Source organism: Pantoea sp. Lu_F5_004, from assembly GCF_051136245.1.
Classification (GTDB): Bacteria; Pseudomonadota; Gammaproteobacteria; order Enterobacterales; family Enterobacteriaceae; genus Pantoea; species Pantoea agglomerans.
Window position 1 is genome coordinate 709804 of record NZ_CP194946.1, and the last position, 18164, is coordinate 727967.

Annotated in this window: 15 protein-coding genes; 6 read left to right on the plus strand and 9 right to left on the minus strand. The window is 57.7% G+C overall.

Annotated features, from left to right (window positions below):
• Positions 1-40 precede the first annotated feature (40 nt).
• From ACR8BN_RS03430 to ACR8BN_RS03440, 3 genes are read right to left on the minus strand one after another with little or no spacing between them, the layout of a single operon-like run.
• Positions 41-1327 carry a TRAP transporter large permease gene (locus ACR8BN_RS03430; RefSeq protein WP_039388120.1) on the minus strand — a complete coding sequence of 429 codons (1287 nt, stop codon included), beginning with the start codon at positions 1325-1327 and terminating at the stop codon, positions 41-43.
• A gap of 13 nt (positions 1328-1340) precedes the next feature.
• Positions 1341-1847 (minus strand): TRAP transporter small permease, encoded by a 507-nt coding sequence (locus ACR8BN_RS03435; RefSeq protein WP_039388122.1) that lies wholly within the window; start codon positions 1845-1847, stop codon positions 1341-1343.
• Positions 1848-1895: 48 nt separating this feature from the next.
• Positions 1896-2867, minus strand: coding sequence for a TRAP transporter substrate-binding protein (locus tag ACR8BN_RS03440; protein WP_031594445.1), 972 nt, complete (start codon positions 2865-2867; stop codon positions 1896-1898).
• 352 nt (positions 2868-3219) lie between these two features.
• On the opposite strand from ACR8BN_RS03440, the gene exbB reads away from it, so the two are divergent.
• The 3 genes from exbB to ACR8BN_RS03455 all read left to right on the plus strand — a co-directional run bounded on the left by exbB (position 3220) and on the right by ACR8BN_RS03455 (position 5929).
• Positions 3220-3942 (plus strand): tol-pal system-associated acyl-CoA thioesterase, encoded by a 723-nt coding sequence (exbB, locus tag ACR8BN_RS03445; protein WP_022623877.1) that lies wholly within the window; start codon positions 3220-3222, stop codon positions 3940-3942.
• Positions 3943-3948: 6 nt separating this feature from the next.
• Positions 3949-4371, plus strand: a complete 423-nt coding sequence (exbD, locus tag ACR8BN_RS03450) for a TonB system transport protein ExbD (RefSeq protein WP_434747328.1) — start codon at positions 3949-3951, stop codon at positions 4369-4371.
• Positions 4372-4606: 235 nt separating this feature from the next.
• On the plus strand, positions 4607-5929 hold the full coding sequence (locus tag ACR8BN_RS03455) for an MFS transporter (protein ID WP_031594444.1): 1323 nt from the start codon (positions 4607-4609) through the stop codon (positions 5927-5929).
• Here ACR8BN_RS03455 and ACR8BN_RS03460 read toward each other — a convergent pair.
• From ACR8BN_RS03460 to ACR8BN_RS03480, 5 genes are read right to left on the minus strand one after another with little or no spacing between them, the layout of a single operon-like run.
• Entirely contained in the window at positions 5926-6903 is a 978-nt protein-coding gene (locus ACR8BN_RS03460) for a Csu type fimbrial protein (RefSeq protein ID WP_031594443.1), read from the minus strand. The genes ACR8BN_RS03455 and ACR8BN_RS03460 overlap by 4 nt on opposite strands.
• The gene (locus ACR8BN_RS03465) at positions 6900-9347 is read right to left on the minus strand and encodes a fimbria/pilus outer membrane usher protein (protein WP_434747329.1); all 2448 of its coding nucleotides are present in this window, start codon (positions 9345-9347) and stop codon (positions 6900-6902) included. Before ACR8BN_RS03465 ends, ACR8BN_RS03460 begins: the two co-directional genes overlap by 4 nt.
• A gap of 7 nt (positions 9348-9354) precedes the next feature.
• Positions 9355-10053 carry a fimbrial biogenesis chaperone gene (locus ACR8BN_RS03470; protein WP_434747330.1) on the minus strand — a complete coding sequence of 233 codons (699 nt, stop codon included), beginning with the start codon at positions 10051-10053 and terminating at the stop codon, positions 9355-9357.
• 25 nt (positions 10054-10078) lie between these two features.
• Complete coding sequence (locus ACR8BN_RS03475) at positions 10079-10594, minus strand: Csu type fimbrial protein (protein WP_031594441.1); 516 nt, start codon at positions 10592-10594, stop codon at positions 10079-10081.
• Positions 10595-10616: 22 nt separating this feature from the next.
• Positions 10617-11186: a spore coat protein U domain-containing protein gene (locus ACR8BN_RS03480; RefSeq protein ID WP_010249006.1), complete on the minus strand. Its 570-nt coding sequence runs from the start codon at positions 11184-11186 to the stop codon at positions 10617-10619.
• A 544-nt stretch (positions 11187-11730) separates the two neighbouring features.
• On the opposite strand from ACR8BN_RS03480, the gene ACR8BN_RS03485 reads away from it, so the two are divergent.
• From ACR8BN_RS03485 to ACR8BN_RS03495, 3 genes are all read left to right on the plus strand, one after another.
• Positions 11731-13812 (plus strand): putative bifunctional diguanylate cyclase/phosphodiesterase, encoded by a 2082-nt coding sequence (locus ACR8BN_RS03485; RefSeq protein ID WP_434747331.1) that lies wholly within the window; start codon positions 11731-11733, stop codon positions 13810-13812.
• A gap of 153 nt (positions 13813-13965) precedes the next feature.
• Positions 13966-16116: a putative bifunctional diguanylate cyclase/phosphodiesterase gene (locus ACR8BN_RS03490; RefSeq protein ID WP_434747332.1), complete on the plus strand. Its 2151-nt coding sequence runs from the start codon at positions 13966-13968 to the stop codon at positions 16114-16116.
• Positions 16117-16241: 125 nt separating this feature from the next.
• Positions 16242-17645: a PLP-dependent aminotransferase family protein gene (locus tag ACR8BN_RS03495; RefSeq protein WP_039388141.1), complete on the plus strand. Its 1404-nt coding sequence runs from the start codon at positions 16242-16244 to the stop codon at positions 17643-17645.
• On the opposite strand, the gene ACR8BN_RS03500 is transcribed toward ACR8BN_RS03495, so the two are convergent.
• Positions 17642-18124 carry a YlaC family protein gene (locus ACR8BN_RS03500; RefSeq protein ID WP_010249002.1) on the minus strand — a complete coding sequence of 161 codons (483 nt, stop codon included), beginning with the start codon at positions 18122-18124 and terminating at the stop codon, positions 17642-17644. The genes ACR8BN_RS03495 and ACR8BN_RS03500 overlap by 4 nt on opposite strands.
• Positions 18125-18164: the final 40 nt, after the last annotated feature.

Genomic DNA, 18164 nt, shown 5'->3' on the forward strand with positions numbered 1-18164 from the left:
ATGAAAATCGGGTCCGCTACCGGACCCGATTTTGCCGACGCTACATCACGCCCATCAGGCGCGGTAACCAGAGGGAGATAGCCGGAATATAGGTAATCAGCATCAGCACGATAAACAGCATGCCGTAAAACGGCAGCATGGCACTCACCACCTGCTCGATTTTCTGCTTACTGACCGCACTGGCGACAAACAGTACCGTACCGACAGGCGGGGTGATCAGGCCGATCCCGAGGTTGGTCAGCATGATCATGCCGAAGTGAACCGGATCGACGCCAAGCGCGGTAGCGACCGGCAACAGCACCGGCGTCAGGATCAGGATCAGCGGCGCCATATCCATCAGCGTCCCCACCACCAGCAGCAGGATGTTGATACACATCAGGATCACATATTTGTTATCGGAGAGGCTGGTAAACGCCTCAGTGATAATCGTTGGCAGTTGCATGAAGGTCATCACCGCGCCGAATCCGGCCGCGAAGGCGATCAGCACCATCACGATGGTGACGGTTTTAATGGTGCGGAACAGCAGGATATGCAGCTGGTTCCATTTAAAGTCTCGATAAATAAACATGGTGACGAAAAAGGCCCAGATACAGGCAATCGCGGCGGACTCCGAGGCGGTAAAGATGCCGGAGAGGATGCCACCCATAATAATCACTACGGTAAACAGTCCCCAGAACGCGTCGAAGAAGATTTTCAGCGCCTGACGAAACGGAATACGCTCCCCTTTGGGATAGCCGCGTTTATGGGCAAAGCCGAGGCACATTACCATCAGGCAGCCACCCAGCATCAGGCCAGGCAGGATACCCGCCACGAACAGGGAAGAGATAGTTACCAGCCCACCGGTCGCCAGCGAATAGATCACCGAGTTGTGGCTGGGTGGCGTCAGCACCGCCTGCACTGAGCCGCTCGCCGTTACTGCGGCAGCGAAATCACGCGGATAGCCTTTCTCCTCCATCTGCGGAATCATCACCGAGCCAATCGAGGCGGTATCCGCCACCGATGAGCCAGAAATCGCGCCGAAGAAGGTCGAGGCGACAATGTTCACCAGCGACAGGCCACCGCGGATAAAACCAACAAAGATATAGGCGAAGTTGACCAGCCGGCGAGCAATGCCGCCCTCCGCCATGATCGCCCCGGCGAGAATAAAGAACGGGATAGTCAGTAGCGAAAATTTGTTAATGCCGTTGGTAATCTGAATCACCACGGCTTCCAGCGGCAGATCGATCCACCATGCACCAATAAATGCGCTCAGGCCGACCGCAAATGCCACCGGAAACCCCACCAGCAGCAGTACCAGCAAACTGCCTAACAAAATCAATGCATCCATCTTCTGCTCCGGATTAGTGGGTGCCACCCAGTGTGACAATCGGCCGCTGGCTCTGATCGCCTGTCAGCAATCGCTCAATAACAAACAGCAGGGTAAAGATCGCGCCAATCGGGATCGGCAGGTACATCTCGCCATAGGTAACGGCGGGCAGCGAGGCCAGGGTCTGGACCCACATCGCTTCACACAGGCTGTAGCTGGCCTGAAAGATCACCAGGCAGGTGAGGATCATCAGCACATCGCAGACCAGCAGCAGCAACCGTTGCCGTACCGGCGACAGGCGATCGGTCATCATGGAAACGCAGATATGCGTTCCGGCCCGCAGTCCGACCGGTGCACCAATAAACGTAAAAATAATCATGCAGATAATGGCTACCGGTTCCGGCCAGGAGAGTGCACCGTTCATCACGTAGCGGGCGAAGATCCCAATCGGGATCACCGTCACCATAATCATCAGTGCCACGGCGGCAATCAGCATGCACAGCAGATAGAGCCCATCCATCAGACGTGTATAAGCAGCCATAATTGATACCTGATTAAGCACGCCACACGGCAGTGTGGCGCGGAAGGGTTATTTCACCTCAGCGATCCGGGTCATCAGATCCTGATATTTGCCGCCAAACTGATCGCGCACCGGCTGGGTCGCTTTGACGAAGTAGTCGCGGTCGGTCTGCTGGAAGGTGACGCCGCCTGCCTTCATTTTGGCGATCGACTGCTCGGTATAGGTCGCCCAGAGCTGACGCTCCTCATCCTGCGCCTCTTTGCCGAGCTTCTTCAGCAGCGCCTGATCCTCAGGTTTCAGGCGATCCCAGGCGCGTTTTGAAAACAGGATCATCTCTGGCTGGATAAAGTGGCCGCTGAGGGTGTAGTACTTCGCCACCGGCATATAGTTATGGGCGACAAAAGTAGGCGGGTTGTTCTCGGTGCCATCGACCACACCGGTCTGCATCGCACTGAACACTTCACTGACGCCCATCGCCACCGGATTCGCGCCCATCGCTTTCAGGGTCGCCAGCGAGATGGCGCTGTTCTGCACCCGGATCTTCATGCCTTTCAGATCTTCCGGTTTTGCCAGCGGCTTCTTGGTGATCATGTTGCGCTCACCAGCATCAGTCCAGCCCAGAAACACCATGCGGGCGTTGGGATCTTTATCGAACTTGTCGGCAATTTCGCGGCCTATCTCGCCATCCAGCACTTTGTGCATGTGGTCAATGTCGCGGAAAATATAGGGCAGGGTCAGCACGCTGGTTTCCGGGGCGATCGAGGTGACCGGCGCCAGCGACACACGGATCATGTCGATTGCGCCCAGCTGCACCTGTTGCAGCGTCTGATCTTCGTCCCCCAGCACGCCACCGGCATAGAGCTTCATCTCCAGCCGTCCATCGGTGGCCTGTTTGAGTTTATCGCCCATGTGCTGCAGCGCGACCACGGTCGGATAACCGGCAGGCTGGACTTCAGCCACTTTGATCACCTGTGCCGTGGCGGTGGCGCTCATCATCATCGCCGCCAGGGCACTGGCCAGGCATGTTTTCGTCATTCTCATTATTTTGTCTCCCGCTGAGGTAGGACGGCGTCCGGCGTCGGGGGCTAACCGGAGAGAACCGTGTGGAGCCAGCATAGTGAAAACGCGCGCCAGTAAAATACGGCAATGCTGATTGAATGAATGCCATCACATTTTGAAACGATGTTTTAATAAATTTTCATGCAACTTCACATTTTCGAAACATCCTTCTTAAAAGTGTTTAAACCTGGTCAATTGCGGGTAAATGGCGGCGATCAGCTTTGTAAATACTAATGAGAACTACTATCAATTCGCCGTCATTTTGCTATTATTCGCGCTTGTCTCGCATCCCTGAATCAGAAGTTGGAGAAGCAGCGTGGTAGCCAGTGATTTGATGCAAACGGACCTCTCCGTTTGGGGCATGTATCAACATGCCGATATCGTGGTAAAGGTGGTCATGATTGGCCTGTTATTGGCCTCAGTGGTGACCTGGGCGATCTTCTTCGGCAAATATGCCGAACTCAGCGCCGCTAAGCGCCGCCTGAAGCGCGAGCATCTGGCGCTGGGCGAAGCCCGCAATCTGAACGACGCCGCCCGCATTGCCCAGTCGTTTACCGGTCACAGCCACAGTGTGGTGCTGCTGAATGATGCGCAGAATGAACTTGAACTGTCGGCTGGCGTGGAAGATACCAACGGGATTAAAGATCGCACCAGTTTCCGCCTTGAGCGCCGCGTCGCTGCGTTTAGCCGCCATGCAGGCCGGGGCAATGGCTTCCTGGCGACCATCGGTTCGGTTGCGCCGTTTATCGGCCTGTTCGGCACCGTATGGGGCATCATGAACAGCTTTATCGGCATCGCTAAAACCCAGACGACGAACCTTGCGGTTGTTGCACCGGGTATCGCCGAAGCGCTGCTGGCAACGGCGATTGGCCTGATCGCTGCGATTCCGGCGGTGGTGATCTACAATGTCTTTGCCCGCATGATCGCCAACTATAAAGCCTCGCTGGGTGATGTCGCCGCTCAGGTGATGCTGCTGCAGAGCCGTGATATCGATCTGGGCACCGTCGCGACTGATGTTCCGCGTCCTGCGACGGCTCAGAAACTGCGCTTAGGGTAAGTTCTTATGGCAATGCGATTAAACGACGATCTGGAAACCGATGGTGAAATGCATGAGATCAACGTGACGCCGTTTATCGACGTCATGCTGGTTCTGCTGATCATCTTTATGGTGGCCGCGCCGCTGGCCACGGTCGACGTACGCGTCAATCTGCCCGCCTCAACCAGCGCGCCGCAGCCGCGCCCGGAAAAGCCGGTTTACCTGTCGATTAAAGCGGATAAGCAGCTTTACGTCGGTAACGATCAGGTCACGCCGGAGTCGCTGGTTAACGTGCTGACTAACCAGACCCAGGGCAACAAAGAGACCACCATTTTCCTCCAGGCGGATAAGTCGGTCGATTATGAAACGCTGATGAGCGTGATGGATAAGCTGCGCACGGCGGGCTATCTGAAAATTGGTCTGATGGGCATGGAAACCGTGAAGAAATAGCGGTTTATCCGGTTCAGGAAAAAGGCGACTGTTCAGGTCGCCTTTTTTTATGGCTGCTCTCCAGCCCTATAAAATCAGGCAAATCAGGGCCAGGCTAATCACTTATGCTGCCTGAGCTGAATTGTTAATTTGTTGTTACTTATGTACATATATTTGTAAAGTGCAATGGTGAGCCAGGTCACATTAATCCCGCATCAGGCAGGCTAAAACGGCTAAAAAACAACAGGAAGCCGTTATGAGTCACACCCCGTCTTTACAAAAGCCGCCGAAAAGTGCCGCTCGAACCATCTTCACCGTCACCAGTGGTAACTTCCTGGAGATGTACGATTTTATGGTGTTTGGCTACTACGCCACCGCCATTTCAAAAACCTTCTTTCCCGGTGATGACCCGTTTGCTTCCCTGATGCTGACCCTGATGACCTTTGGTGCCGGCTTCCTGATGCGCCCGCTGGGGGCGATCATCCTCGGTGCCTACATCGACCATCATGGTCGTCGCAAAGGGCTGCTGCTGACGCTGGGCTTAATGGCGATGGGCACCCTGACCATCGCGCTGGTGCCGGGCTACGCCACCCTGGGCGTGGCAGCGCCGATTCTGATCCTGCTGGGACGGCTGTTGCAGGGCTTCTCGGCGGGCGTTGAGCTGGGTGGCGTGTCGGTCTATCTGGCCGAAGTCGCACCCAAAGGACGCAAAGGCTTTTTCGTCAGCTGGCAGTCGGGCAGCCAGCAGATTGCGGTGATCTTTGCTGCTCTGCTGGGTCTGATGCTGAATCATCTGCTGGCGAAAGAGGCGGTGACGGAGTGGGGCTGGCGTATCCCGTTTGTGGTCGGTTGTCTGATTGTGCCATTCCTGTTCTATATCCGCCGGATGCTGGAAGAGACAGAAGCGTTCAGCAAACGTAAACATCATCCCAGCATGACGGAAATCATGCGGTCGGTGGCCAGCAACTGGGCGCTGGTGCTGGCGGGGATGCTGATGGTGGTCACCACCACGGTGATGTTCTACATGATCACCGCCTTTACTCCGACCTTTGGTAAAACGGTGTTGATGATGAGTGACAAGCAGGCGTTCCTGGTGACGCTCTGTGTCGGTGTCTCAAACCTCTTCTGGCTGCCGCTGATGGGGGCGCTGTCAGACCGCGTCGGACGCCGTCCGCTGCTAATCATTTTTACCCTGCTGATGATTGTCACCACCTGGCCGGTGCTGCACTGGCTGGTGGGATCGGCCAGCTTCGCCCACCTGCTGGAAGCGGAACTGTGGCTGTCGTTTCTCTATGCCAGCTATAACGGTGCGATGGTGGTCTATCTGGCGGAGATCATGCCTGCTGAGGTGCGCGCAGCCGGTTTCTCTATGGCTTACAGCCTGGCGACGGCGCTGTTTGGCGGCTTTACGCCTGCCATCTCCAGCTACCTGATCCATGCCACCGGTGACAAAGCGATGCCGGGCGTCTGGCTGACCTTTGCCGCAGTCTGTGGGCTGATCGGCACGTTGCTGATTGGCCGGATGGTGAAGCAGTATCAGATCCGTCACAGCGGCACGCCGGTCAGTGCTTCACTCTAAAACGACAAATCGACCACCACGCTGTCGCTGTAGTTCCCGGCTGGCGGCGTGTTCTGCGTGGTCAGGATGCGCGCGGTGTAGTTAAAACCGCGCGTCAGTCCATCCGTGGATACCGCCGTCGAGGTGGTACTGCTCCAGCGTTCAGTGCCTGCCGATCCCCAGCGATTGCTGGTGGTGCTTTTATAAATTTCATAGCTCAGCCGATTCGCGCCGCTCGCCATATTCCTGACGCTGCCCACCGGATAACTGCCGTTGCTCAGCCCGACGGTATAGGTGCTGCCTTTGCTGCACAACACGTTGATGGTCTGTGATACGGCGGAGAAGCTGCCGACCAGCGGCGCGCTGCCAAAGCTGATATTCGGCGCGGTAATGGTGGTGCAGTCATTGGTAAGAATGGCGGTGATATTAATCGGGATGACACCGCTGCCGTTCTGCTCGCTTAAACAGATATTGCCAATCGCAATGCTGGTGCAGATGCGATAAGTCACGGCCATATTCAGCGTCAGCTGGTACGTCCCGGCGGCGACCACCTGACCGGGAACGGTGCGCAGATAGACCGGGATAGCGAAGTTAAGGCTGCCCAGCAAGCCCGCCAGGTTGATCAGGGTCTGCGAACCATAGACAAACGGTGTGCCGCCAATCGTCAGTTCAGTCGCGCAGGCCGTGTCGGTGCAGAGCCGCACCGGCACATTATCGCTGCCGGTATCACCGCTGCGTTTCAGCGTACCGCGCGTGCCGTTGCTATTGGTCGCGCCCGTCAGCTGAAAGGTGATCTGGTTATTGCCCAGCAGCGACAGCCCGGCACCCGCGCCACAGTTGACGTTGGCATTCGTGGTGGTGGAACTGACGGTGGTGTTCGCCACAAAGGTCGTAACTGAACCGAAACTGGCGGTCGATGCGGGCAGGGCGCAGGCGGCGTAGCCCAGCGACGGCAGTAACAGCAGCAGGCCAGCCAGTATTACAGATTTCATCATGGTCGGTTTCCGGACGTAAAAGATTCAGCGGGAGAGGGGGCGCTGCCTGCTGCAGGGGCGGGCAGCGCACAGGTCAGGGGGCCGTAAGTTTTCAGCGCCTGCGGCTGACCGCTGGCGATGCGCAGTTCGGCTTCGCACTGGCGGCCATCGGGCGTCACCACCTGCATCGGGTTACTGGCGGTGAGATCTTCCATCCAGACGATGCCATCCCAGCCGACATACTCGGTGGGATGACTGGGACGCTGTACCAGGCTTGATACCGGCAGCGGCTGGCCCTGCGCATCGACCAGGATTACGCTGGCGGAGCGCAGTTTCTCCACCGGGAAGTTGAGCAGATAGCCGCTCTGGCGTTTCACCGCAAAGCGCTGCTCAACCCGTGGCGTGGTCATATCTGCCGGCAGGTCGAGGGTGTCGATATCATATTTGGCCGGGTAGTAGCTGCTGATGGCGGGCACCAGCAGATAGCCCTGTTGATTGGTGCGTCCCATCGACTGATTCTCGTAGCGCACGTTTACGTCGGGATAGTTGGTCTTCACCAGTACAAAGGCGTCGTTGATCTCGTTAGCGGCAAAGACGCTGTTGTCCATTAACACCAGCGCACCCGAGAGATCGGCCCACTGGGTAAGGTTGTCATCGTCGCCATAGAAGCCCGCTGAGGTGTCGATCTGGTTATTGCGATAGCGCAGACTGCCCTGACGATAATCGCCGCTGTCTCCGCTCTGATTCGCCCAGGAGGCATCCCAGGCGAACCCGCCGTCGCTGGGCATGGCGCGTGAGGCATAAACGCGCTGACTGTCGCGGCTACGCTGATCGCGTTCGGTGCTGAGGGCCACGCTGCCCTGTTCACCAAACGGGATCACCAGCGAAATCGCCCCGGTCCAGCTTTTCTCCTGCTGATCGCGGCTGGCCGAGACATAGAGGCTGCTGTTACCCCACAGGTTTTTACTCCATGAGAGGTTCCACAGCCGGGTGCGATCGCCCTGACCGTCGGTGATGTCGATGAAGGCGGCACCGACGCTGCCAAAGCGGTTCAGCGAGACGCTGGCGCTGTACTGAGCACTGCGGCGTGAGAGTGCGTAGCGGCTATCCGCCTGGCTACCGGCACGGCTGCCGACCAGCGCCAGATTGCCGAAGTCGCTGCTGCGCTGGGTCTGTTGAGTGCCGATGTTGAACCAGCGGTTGTTGTACTGATATCCCCAGCTATATTGCCTGCCGCTCTCGCCATCGAGCTGACTTTGCGCCACCGCGCCGTTGACCACGCCCCAGCTGCCGACGCGCAGCTGACCACCCAGCCCGCCCATCGCCAGCGTTTCGCTGCCTTCGGCGTGGCTCTCCAGCGTCAGCCAGTCGGTCATACCGTAACGATAAGAGCCGCTGGCCGCTGCCTCACCATAATCGAAGTTCTTTATGCCGTAGTTTTCGCGGATTGCCCCGGCAGAGAAGGCGTAGTCCGACAGCCCCGATTTCAGCAGGTTACTGGAGACGTAAAACGGCATGGTGGTGGTGACGCGGCGGCCAACCGCATCGGTGGTGGTGATCACGGCGTCACCCGCGCCGTTAACGAATGGCACATTGGTCATCGACCAGGGGCCAGGCTGCACGTTCGCCTGGCTGGAGCGATAGCCGTTGATAAAGAGATCAACGGTGGAAGGCACGGCGGCCTGACCGGAAAAGGCGGGCAGCGGATAGGTCACCAGATCGGGGCGGACGCTGAAGTCGCGGCCAATGCGGATGCCACCGAGCCGAACGCTGCTGCTCCAGGCCAGCGAGTCGGTAACCAGATCGCCGACCCGCCAGCTCACCGCCGCATTCTCATCTTCATTGCTCCACCAGGTGTCGTAGCGGATATAGCCATCATCCTGATAAGTGGTACTGCCTTCCAGCTGCTGTTGCCAGACGCCATTAGTAGAGAAATGACCGGCATCACCAAACAGCCGCAGTTCGTTCCAGGCGGACAGGCGGGAGCCACTGTTATCCGTGCGGCTGGCGTAAAGATCATAATTAATCAGCGCGCCGCTGCTGGTACGGCCCGGATAGCGCGGTCCGTTCTTCGCCTCGCCAATCACCTGACCGGGCAGCCATTCAGGCGGTACGGTCAGCAGCAGACGCTGTCGCGCAGCGTCATACTCTACTTTGATGGGCTGCAGGCTGCTGACATCGACCTGCGGCTGCTGGCCCAGCTTATCCGCTGGCAGGCCGGCACGCTGCAGATCGCCACTGCGAATCCAGAAATGACCATCGCGCTGCTCTGCCGGCACAATATTGCCGTTCTCCTGCTGGTTAATCACCAGCTCCAGCATATATTGCTGACCGTTGCTGTTGGTCTGCAGGCTGGGCGGCGGGGGCAGGGATGAGTAAGTCTCCGCCAGCACAGGATCCGGCGTAAAAGCGTAAATGACGCTGGCCACGGCCAGCGCGCAGGGATGCAGGGAAAACGGTCTCATTCAGCGCTTACTTCTGGGCAGCGCTGCGCCACTGGCTCTTGTTAACCTCTGCGGTGAGTTCGCCGCTCACTGGCGAGGTAAGCGGCCAGCGGTGATAGCTGTCAGCCAGCACATAGCCGTATAAGCCTTCGCCCAGTTTGTGACCGCCAATCGCCACATTGCTCAGCCGGGCGTGACCGCTGCCGCTGTTGGTTAACTGGAGCCAGCGCCTGCCGCCCTCGCTGATCTGTTGCCAGCGCAGAGCCGGGCGAGCGCTGTCTGTGTTCAGCCCGGTACCATAAACAAACAGCGGCACCGAATAGCGCATCTGGAAGGTCAGCCCGGCCTGATTCTCGCCGGGGTTACGCGGGGTGGGGATCTCATCCAGCACCACCCGATAGGCCAGCTCTTTACCGGCCGCAGGCGGCGTCTGTTTAATCAGCCTGACCAGCTGTTTCTGGCCTGGCTCCATGCGCACCATTGGCGGGCTGGCGACCACCTGCTGCTGAGTCTGATACTGCTCCTGGCCATTGTGCTGCTGCCAGCTGAAGACGCGGATCTGCATCATGGTAGTGCTGTTACCGCGATTCTCCAGCCAGAGTTCGCTGGCTTTCTCTTCGGGATTAATGGCGGGATCGATGGGCCAGATCATGACCGAATTCGCGGCGAAGGCCGGGGAGAGCAGGGTGGAACTTAGCAGCAGCAACAGGGCGCGCAGTGGCTTCATGATCATATCCTTGTTTTCTATCACCTCACCAGCTCAGGGTGACGGTCAGCGTGTCGGTATAAACACCGGCGCGCGCAGTGCCGGGCAGTTGTAGCTGACCGTAGATCGGCAGCGTAATGTTATTGGCATTGCTATAACTCAGCGGCACCGCCTGGTTCACGGGGATCACCGTAGTGCGGCTGGCGTTGCTAAAGAGCGTATAGGGAACGGTATTGCTGAAATTGGGCAGCTTCAGGTTACGGGTCGTGGTGAAATTGTTGCCCTGATTAATGCTCATGCTCAGCGTTGTGCCTGGCGTACAGGCGAGATTAATCGAGGTGCTCTGCAGAAAGCTGGCGTTGACGGTATTCGCCGCTACGCCAGACTGCGTACCGAAATTAAGCGTGCCAAAGACGCCGGTATTGGTACCGGATATCACGCAGCCTGCCACAATCGACGCGGTAACCTGGAAGGTGCTGGTTGGCAGACTCCAGGTGCTGATACTCCCTGTCAGCAGGGGCAGACCGCATGCGATCGTCAGGCAGGATCGCCAGAGAACCACCCGTATTTACCTGCGACAGCAGTTAATAGTTCACGGCAACGTTAATCGTGTCGGTATAGGTTCCGGCAGGGATCAGGGGGTTAAAGCCGCCGCCGACTACCCGGCCATAGATGGCGTAGTTGGTCCCCAGCGTCGGATCGGTGGTACCGCTGGCGGCGATAGGCGTATTGTTGGCGATCGCCGTGGTAAAGGAGGCGTCACTGTAGAGGGTATAGGCAATGCCCTGCGCATTATCCGATCCCAGCACCAGATAACGCGGCGATGCAGAGGCGGTGCCATAGATGGTCGCCGGTGCAGTATTGCTGCTGGTGACCACCACGTTGTAGTCCTGACCGGTGGTGCAGCGCACAAAAATACCGTTACCAGCCGCACCGACCAGTGTGGCGTTCAGGGTATCGAAAGTGGCAGCGCTGCTACCAAAGTTCAGGGTACCGAAGTTAACGCCCGCCGTAGCCGACTGACCGTTCACCAGACAACCGGTGGTCAGAGTTAACGTGGCATTGATGGTTCCCGAGGTCGTCGCCGCCTGGGTTAATGACGGAATAGCGACAGTTAATCCTGCAGCGGCAAACAGAAAAAGCTTGAGTTTCATAATATTTCCTTACGGATTATCCAGAGTCAGTGCTTTTTCACCCGGTGTTTATTAACGATTCAATCCAGAATAAGGAAATAAAAATAACAAGGCAGTGCAGTGCCGCTATCTTAAGAGAAATCTTAGACTTAAGAATACTGATTTATATCAGTTTTACTTACTATAGATCAGCTAAAGCGTTACGCGAAGCATTGCTGTTTATTTTTGACTAATCAAAACGTCACCCCGGCCGATAACCCAGTAACAGCAAGGCGCGAAGTCGAGTCGATAAAACAAAATTCTTAGTTTTTTCGGGCTCTGGCAAGCTTTCTGCTTCGGTGATATGTTCCTGTACCAATCAGACATAATAACGGTTTACCGGCTTGCTCTGCGGGCGGTTAATAAGATGCAGGTTATAAATGGCCAGCGTCGGCGGGCGCGTTTTGCCTGGCCGTCAGGACCAGAAAATACCGAAATTTAATTACTTTCACCCATCGGGTGTTTTCAGATCACTTTTCAGACTGTACACAGCATCCGTTTCTCTGCGGGTGGTGAGGAGTTGCACATGTTGCCTGTCACCTGGGATAGCGTCCTGATCTGCGTTTCGCTGATCGTGGTGTTCATTGCCTCTTTTACAGCCCTGGATACCGCCGGACGGGTGGCGGTAACCCGTGGCTGGAGCGCCCGGTTCTGGCTGTTGGTGGGCGGCATCGCAATGGGGATTGGCGTCTGGGCAATGCACTTTATCGGGATGCTGGCGATGATGTTGCCGATGATGATGCGCTATGACACGCGGCTGACGATCCTCTCGCTGCTGGTGGCTATCCTGGCGTCTGTGCTGGCTTTTGGCCAGACGGTGGGTGGCCTGCATCTCACCCGCCAGCGGCTGCTGCGCGGCACGCTGATCCTGGGCGCGGGTGTAGCGATAATGCACTATCTTGGTATGTATGCCCTGCTGATTGAACCGCAACCGGAGTGGAATGCGCTGCTGGTGGCGCTCTCTGTGCTGATTGCGTTTGCGGCCTCTGGCCTGGCGCTGTGGCTGGCCTTTCATCTGCGCCAGGGCGATCATCATCTGATGCTGATGCGTGGGCTGGCCTCTCTGGTCATGGGTATCGCCATCGCCGGTATGCACTATGTGGGTATGGCGGCAGCAGAGTTCAGCCACAGCAGTATGATGCAGCCGCACGGCGTCAGTAATGCGGGCCTGGCGGTGTGGGTAACGCTGATTACCCTGACTATTCTGGGTATCACTCTGCTGAGTTCGATGCTGGATGCGCAACTGCGCGCCGCGCGTCTGGCGACCCGCCTCAATCGCGCTAACCAGGAATTGCGTCAGCTGGCGATGCATGACAACCTGACCACGCTGCCCAATCGTGTGATGCTGGAGCAGCAGCTCGATCTCGCCATTAAACAGGCGATGCTTAATGAGCATCGCTTTGCCGTGATCTATATGGATCTCGATGGCTTCAAAGCGGTCAATGACACATGGGGACATCACGTCGGTGACCGGTTGCTGGTGGCGGTGGCGGAACGGCTGCGCAGCCAGCTCAGCAACACGATGCTGCTGGTGCGTCTGGGGGGCGATGAATTTGTGCTGATGGCTGAGTGCGATATCAGCGCAGCCCGCCAGCTGGCGCAAAAACTGGTTAAAGTTATCAGTTCGCCGTTTGAACTTGACCGCTATGTGCTGCACGTTTCACTCAGTGCGGGCATTGCGATCTTTCCATTGCACGGTCGCAACCGGCAGGAGCTATTGTTTAATGCTGATGCTGCGATGTATCACACCAAACACAGCGGACGAAACGGCTGGTGCCTGTTTGAACCGGCCATGAGCGCCGCGACGCAGCATCAGCTGGAGCTGGCGAACGATCTGTGGGAGGCGATAGAGCGCGAGCAGATGCGGCTGTTTTATCAGCCCAAATTCTGTTCCGGCGGCACCAGGTTAATGGGATTCGAAGCGTTGTTGCGCTGGCAGCATCCGCAGCGCGGTTTACTGACGCCAGAGCTGTTTCTGCCGCGTGCCGAAAAAACCGGTCAGATTATTGCGCTGGGTAACTGGGTGATCGGGGAGGCCTGCCGTCAGCTCAGGATATGGCACAACCAGGGCCACAGTGACTGGACGGTATCGGTGAATCTCTCCGCGTTGCAGTTTCACCAGCGTGATTTGCTGACTATCCTGACGCAGACCCTGGCGCGTTACCAGCTGTCAGGCAGCGCGCTGATGCTGGAGATCACTGAAGCGATTGCCATGCGCGATCCCGCTTTCAGCCAGCAGCGCATTCGTGAATTGCAGCAGGCGGGTGTCAGCGTCGCGATTGATAACTTCGGCATCGGCTATGCCAACCTGCTGCATCTCAAAGATCTGGATGCCAGTGAGCTCAAAATTGATCGCAGCTTTATTAACTGCCTGCGGCCCGGCAGTGAAGATGCGACCGTGGTCAGTGCCATGCTCACCCTGGCGCAGAGCCTCAATCTGCGTATGGTGGCGGAAGGGGTGGAGACTGAAGAGCAGCAGCATTTGCTCACCAGCTTAGGCTTTGATGCGTTGCAGGGCTATCTGCTGGGTAAGCCGACGCCAGCGGACCGGGTTGAGGCGCTGAGTTTTCCCTCACTGCGACAGCCGGTGGCGTCACTGCCCGGCTGACTGTGTTGACAGCAACGATAGATTTCATCACTCAGAATGAGTGGAAGGATGCAGGGTTCGCGGCTCATTAACCGCCGGGCTGTGCCGATAACTAAGAGAATAATTTTAAAATCCTCTGCCCAACCACAAGCTCTGCTTTCGCGGGAATGCACTATGTTAGCGACCTCATACGACTCTTTTATCGTCATCGTCTCCGTTCTTGTCGCGATGCTGGCTTCGTTTACCGCCTTAGATATGGCGGGACGGGTGGTGCATTCAACCGGCAAAGTTGCGCTGGTCTGGCTGTTCGGCGGCGGTTTTTCCATGGGCATCGGCATCTGGGCGATGCACTTTATCGGCATGCTGTCGATGAACATGGAGATGGTCATGAGCTACAACGCCGGGCTCACCGCCTTCTCTGCGGCCATCGCGGTCTGTGCGTCGATATTTGCGCTGTGGCTGGTCTGCAGTGGCGATCTGCCTTTGCCGCGCCTGGCGGGTGGCGCGCTGATCCTTGGCAGCGGCGTAGTCGCGATGCACTACACCGGCATGGCGGCGCTGATGTTCTCTCCCGGTATCGTCTGGAAATGGGGCTGGGTGGCGCTGTCGGTGGCGATCGCCCTGGCCGCCTCTGGCACCGCGCTGTGGCTGGCGTTTAACCTGCGGGAAGGACAGACCAGCCGGGTCACCCTGCTGCGCATTGGCGCATCGGTGGTGATGGGCTGTGCGATTGCCGGCATGCATTACACCGGCATGATGGCGGCAGAGTTTCCCGTCCACAGTCATCCGGTCGGGCAGGGCGTCAACAGCAACTGGCTGGCGATCCTGGTCACGGTGGTCACTATTTCGATTCTGGGCATTACTCTGCTGGTGTCGATGCTGGATGCGCGGATGCAGGCGCGTACCTCGATTCTCGCCAGTTCGCTGGCTGAAGCCAATCGCGAGCTGGCACAGCTGGCGCTGCACGACAACCTGACGCGGCTGCCCAACCGCATCCTGCTGGAGGATCGGCTGGAGCAGGCGATCAACAAAGCGAACCGTGAGCAGAGGCAGTTTGCTCTGATGTTTATGGATCTCGATGGGTTTAAGGCGGTCAACGACGCGTTCGGGCACCACATTGGCGACAGCCTGCTGATTGGCGTGACCGAGCGCATGAGCGAGCAGATGACCGGCTACTTCACGCTGGCGCGGCTTGGCGGCGATGAGTTTGTGCTGCTGGTGGAGATCCACGATCCCAATGATGCGGCGGCCATCGCCGATAAGCTGGTCAAAGCGGTGGATCGTCCGTTTGATATCTCACGCTATGAGCTGGTGGTCTCGCTGAGTCTTGGTATCGCAGTCTATCCCGGCGATGGCGTGGATGAGCGCGAACTGATGTTCAACGCCGATGCGGCGATGTACCACACCAAAAATAATGGCCGCAACGGCTACACCTTCTTTCAGCCTTCAATGAACATTCAGGCCCAGAGCCAGCTTCAGCTGAATAACGATCTCTGGCAGGCGCTGGATCATGATGAACTGCGCCTGTTCTATCAGCCAAAATATTGCGCGCCGAGCGGTCCGATTCTCGGTTTTGAGGCGCTGCTGCGCTGGCAGCATCCGCAGCGCGGCCTGCTGTCGCCGGATAAATTTCTGCCAATGGCAGAAAAGACCGGAATGATTGTCAATATCGGCAACTGGGTAATCCATGAAGCCTGTCGCCAGCTGCGCCAGTGGCATCTGAAGGGCCATCCGGACTGGTCGGTGGCGGTGAACCTGTCGGCGTTGCAGTTTGAGCAATCGAATCTGGTGAAGACGGTGGTGGATGCGCTGGAAAAACATCAGATTCCGGCCGAACTGCTGACGCTGGAGGTGACGGAAACCACCGCGATGCGCGATCCCGATGAGAGCGTGCGTATTCTGACTGAGCTGACTCAGCTCGGGGTGAAAGCTTCAATTGATGACTTTGGCACTGGCTACTCCAGCCTGCTCTATCTGAAACGGCTACCGGCCAGTGAACTCAAGATTGATCGGGCCTTTGTGAACGAACTGCAGCATCACACAGAAGATGCCACCATCGTGTCGGCGATAGTGGCGCTGGCGCAGTCGCTGCAATTGAAAGTGGTGGCCGAAGGCGTTGAAACCGCTGAGCAGCAGGCCTTCCTGACCAGCCTGGGCTGTAATACGCTGCAGGGTTATCTGCTGGGCAAGCCGGTTCCCCCGGAGCGGGTGCCGGAACTGGCTGATTATGTGGTGGCGGAAATTAAAGAGGCGGTTGCGGAAGTGAGTCTGAATGCCGAAGCCGAAGCCGGGCAGCCGCTGACGCCGCAGGTCGCTGTGATCTGACCTGCCTGAAGCCGTGAAGAATCAGCGCAATCGGATAAAGCGATTCGCGCCGCCTGTCATTGGTCGCCGTGCGTGGTAAAGTCTCGCGGTCAGACTATTCACGGTATAACAAGGAGCGGTCACCCGTGGCGAAATACCAGCGATTGATGGATGAGATTCAGCAGCAGATAGAGGCCGGTATCTGGCTGCCAGGCACACGTCTGCCGTCGTTGCGTCAGCAGGTCGCGCAGCAGGGCGTCAGCCTGATGACGGTGCTGCATGCCTATGAATTGCTGGAGAGTCAGGGCTGGATCGTCTCCCGTCCACAGTCGGGTTACTACGTTGCACCGCGTGCCTTAGCACCCGCACCGCTGAGCGTGGCGATCAGTGAACAGGTCGATATCAACGACTTTGTGTTTGATGTTCTGCAGGCCACGCGCGATCCGGCCATCGTGCCGTTTGGCTCCGCCTTTCCCGATCCCGCACTCTTTCCGCAGCGCCAGCTGATGCGCTCGCTGGCTAACGTCTCTCATCATCTGACCCCAACCGATGCGCTGCACAATCTGCCGCCCGGCAACGCTACGCTGCGACAGCTGCTGGCGCAGCGCTATGCGCGTCAGGGCATCACCCTGTCGCCGGATGAAATAGTCATCACCAGCGGGGCGCTGGAGGCGCTGAACCTCAGTCTGCAATCCCTGACCGAGCCGGGCGATTATGTGGTGATTGAACAGCCGAGTTTTTATGGCGCGCTGCAGGCGATAGAGCGGCTTAAGCTCAAGGCGCTGGCGATTCCGGTCGATGCCAGAAATGGCATCGACCTCGTCCAGCTGGAGGAGGCACTGCAGCGCTGGCCGGTGAAAGCCTGCTGGCTGATGACCACCCTGCAGAATCCGCTGAGCGTAACCTTAACGCCGGAACGCAAACAGCAGCTGGTCGCACTGCTGGCGCGTTATCAGGTGCCGATGATTGAAGATGATGTCTATGCCGAACTCTGGGCGGGTGATGCGCCGCCGCTGCCGGCGAAAGCCTGGGATCGCCAGGGGAACGTGCTGCACTGCGGCTCATTTTCAAAGTCGCTGGTGGCAGGATTCCGCGTCGGCTGGGTCGCGGCGGGGCAGCATGCGCAGCGTATTCAGCGGCTGCAACTGATGAGCACGCTCTCTACCAGTGCGCCGATGCAGCTGGCGCTGGCCGATTTTCTTGCCACGCGGCGTTACGACACCCATCTGAAGCGGCTGCGGCAGATTCTGGCGAAGCGACAGCAGATGGTGCGCCAGGCGTTAATGAAGGTGCTGCCGCCACAGGCCACGGTCAGCGAAGCACGCGGCGGCTATTTTCTCTGGGTGACGCTGCCGGAAAGCATCAACACGACCCGGCTCTATCAGCGGGCGCTGGCTCAGGGGATCAGTATTGCACCGGGGCAGCTATTTTCGGCAGGTGAGCAGTTCAGGCATTGCTTCAGGTTAAATACCGCCTGGCCGTGGGATAGTCGGGCCGAGGCGGCAATCGTGAAGCTGGGTCAGCTGATGGCGGAAGGACTGGCGGATTAGACCCGCGCCGCTTCCTGATGGCCCCAGGTCAGGTAGTAGACATCATAGAAGTCCACTTCCCCTTTTTGCGTCAGCAGACGCTGGATACCGCTCTTCACGCGTTCTGGTGTCTCAGGCAGCGACAGAATACGTGAGATTGCCTGTTCGCGCACCGGCTGAATGTAATACCACTCGCCGTTGTAGCAAACGCGCAGGTCGAGTGCATCGATATCTTCAAAGCGATATTTCGGGTTGATATCCAGCAGCATCAGCACACTCATCACCAGCACAAACACGGTGGCGAACCAGAAGGCGGGCCAGCCGAGCATCTCGGTAGTGAAAATCAGCGCCACGCAGAGGCCGTAGCAGAGATACATTACTGCCCAGAGACCAGGGTGGTTCTTCAGAAACGAGAGGCTGAAACGCGGCAAATTGTCGCGACGTTCTTCGCGGTTAAGCAGGGCGATCTCGTCAATCAGGATTTGTTTAATAGCGTCCATTTGTTACCTCACTGTCATCTGTTAGCTATTACAACAGATA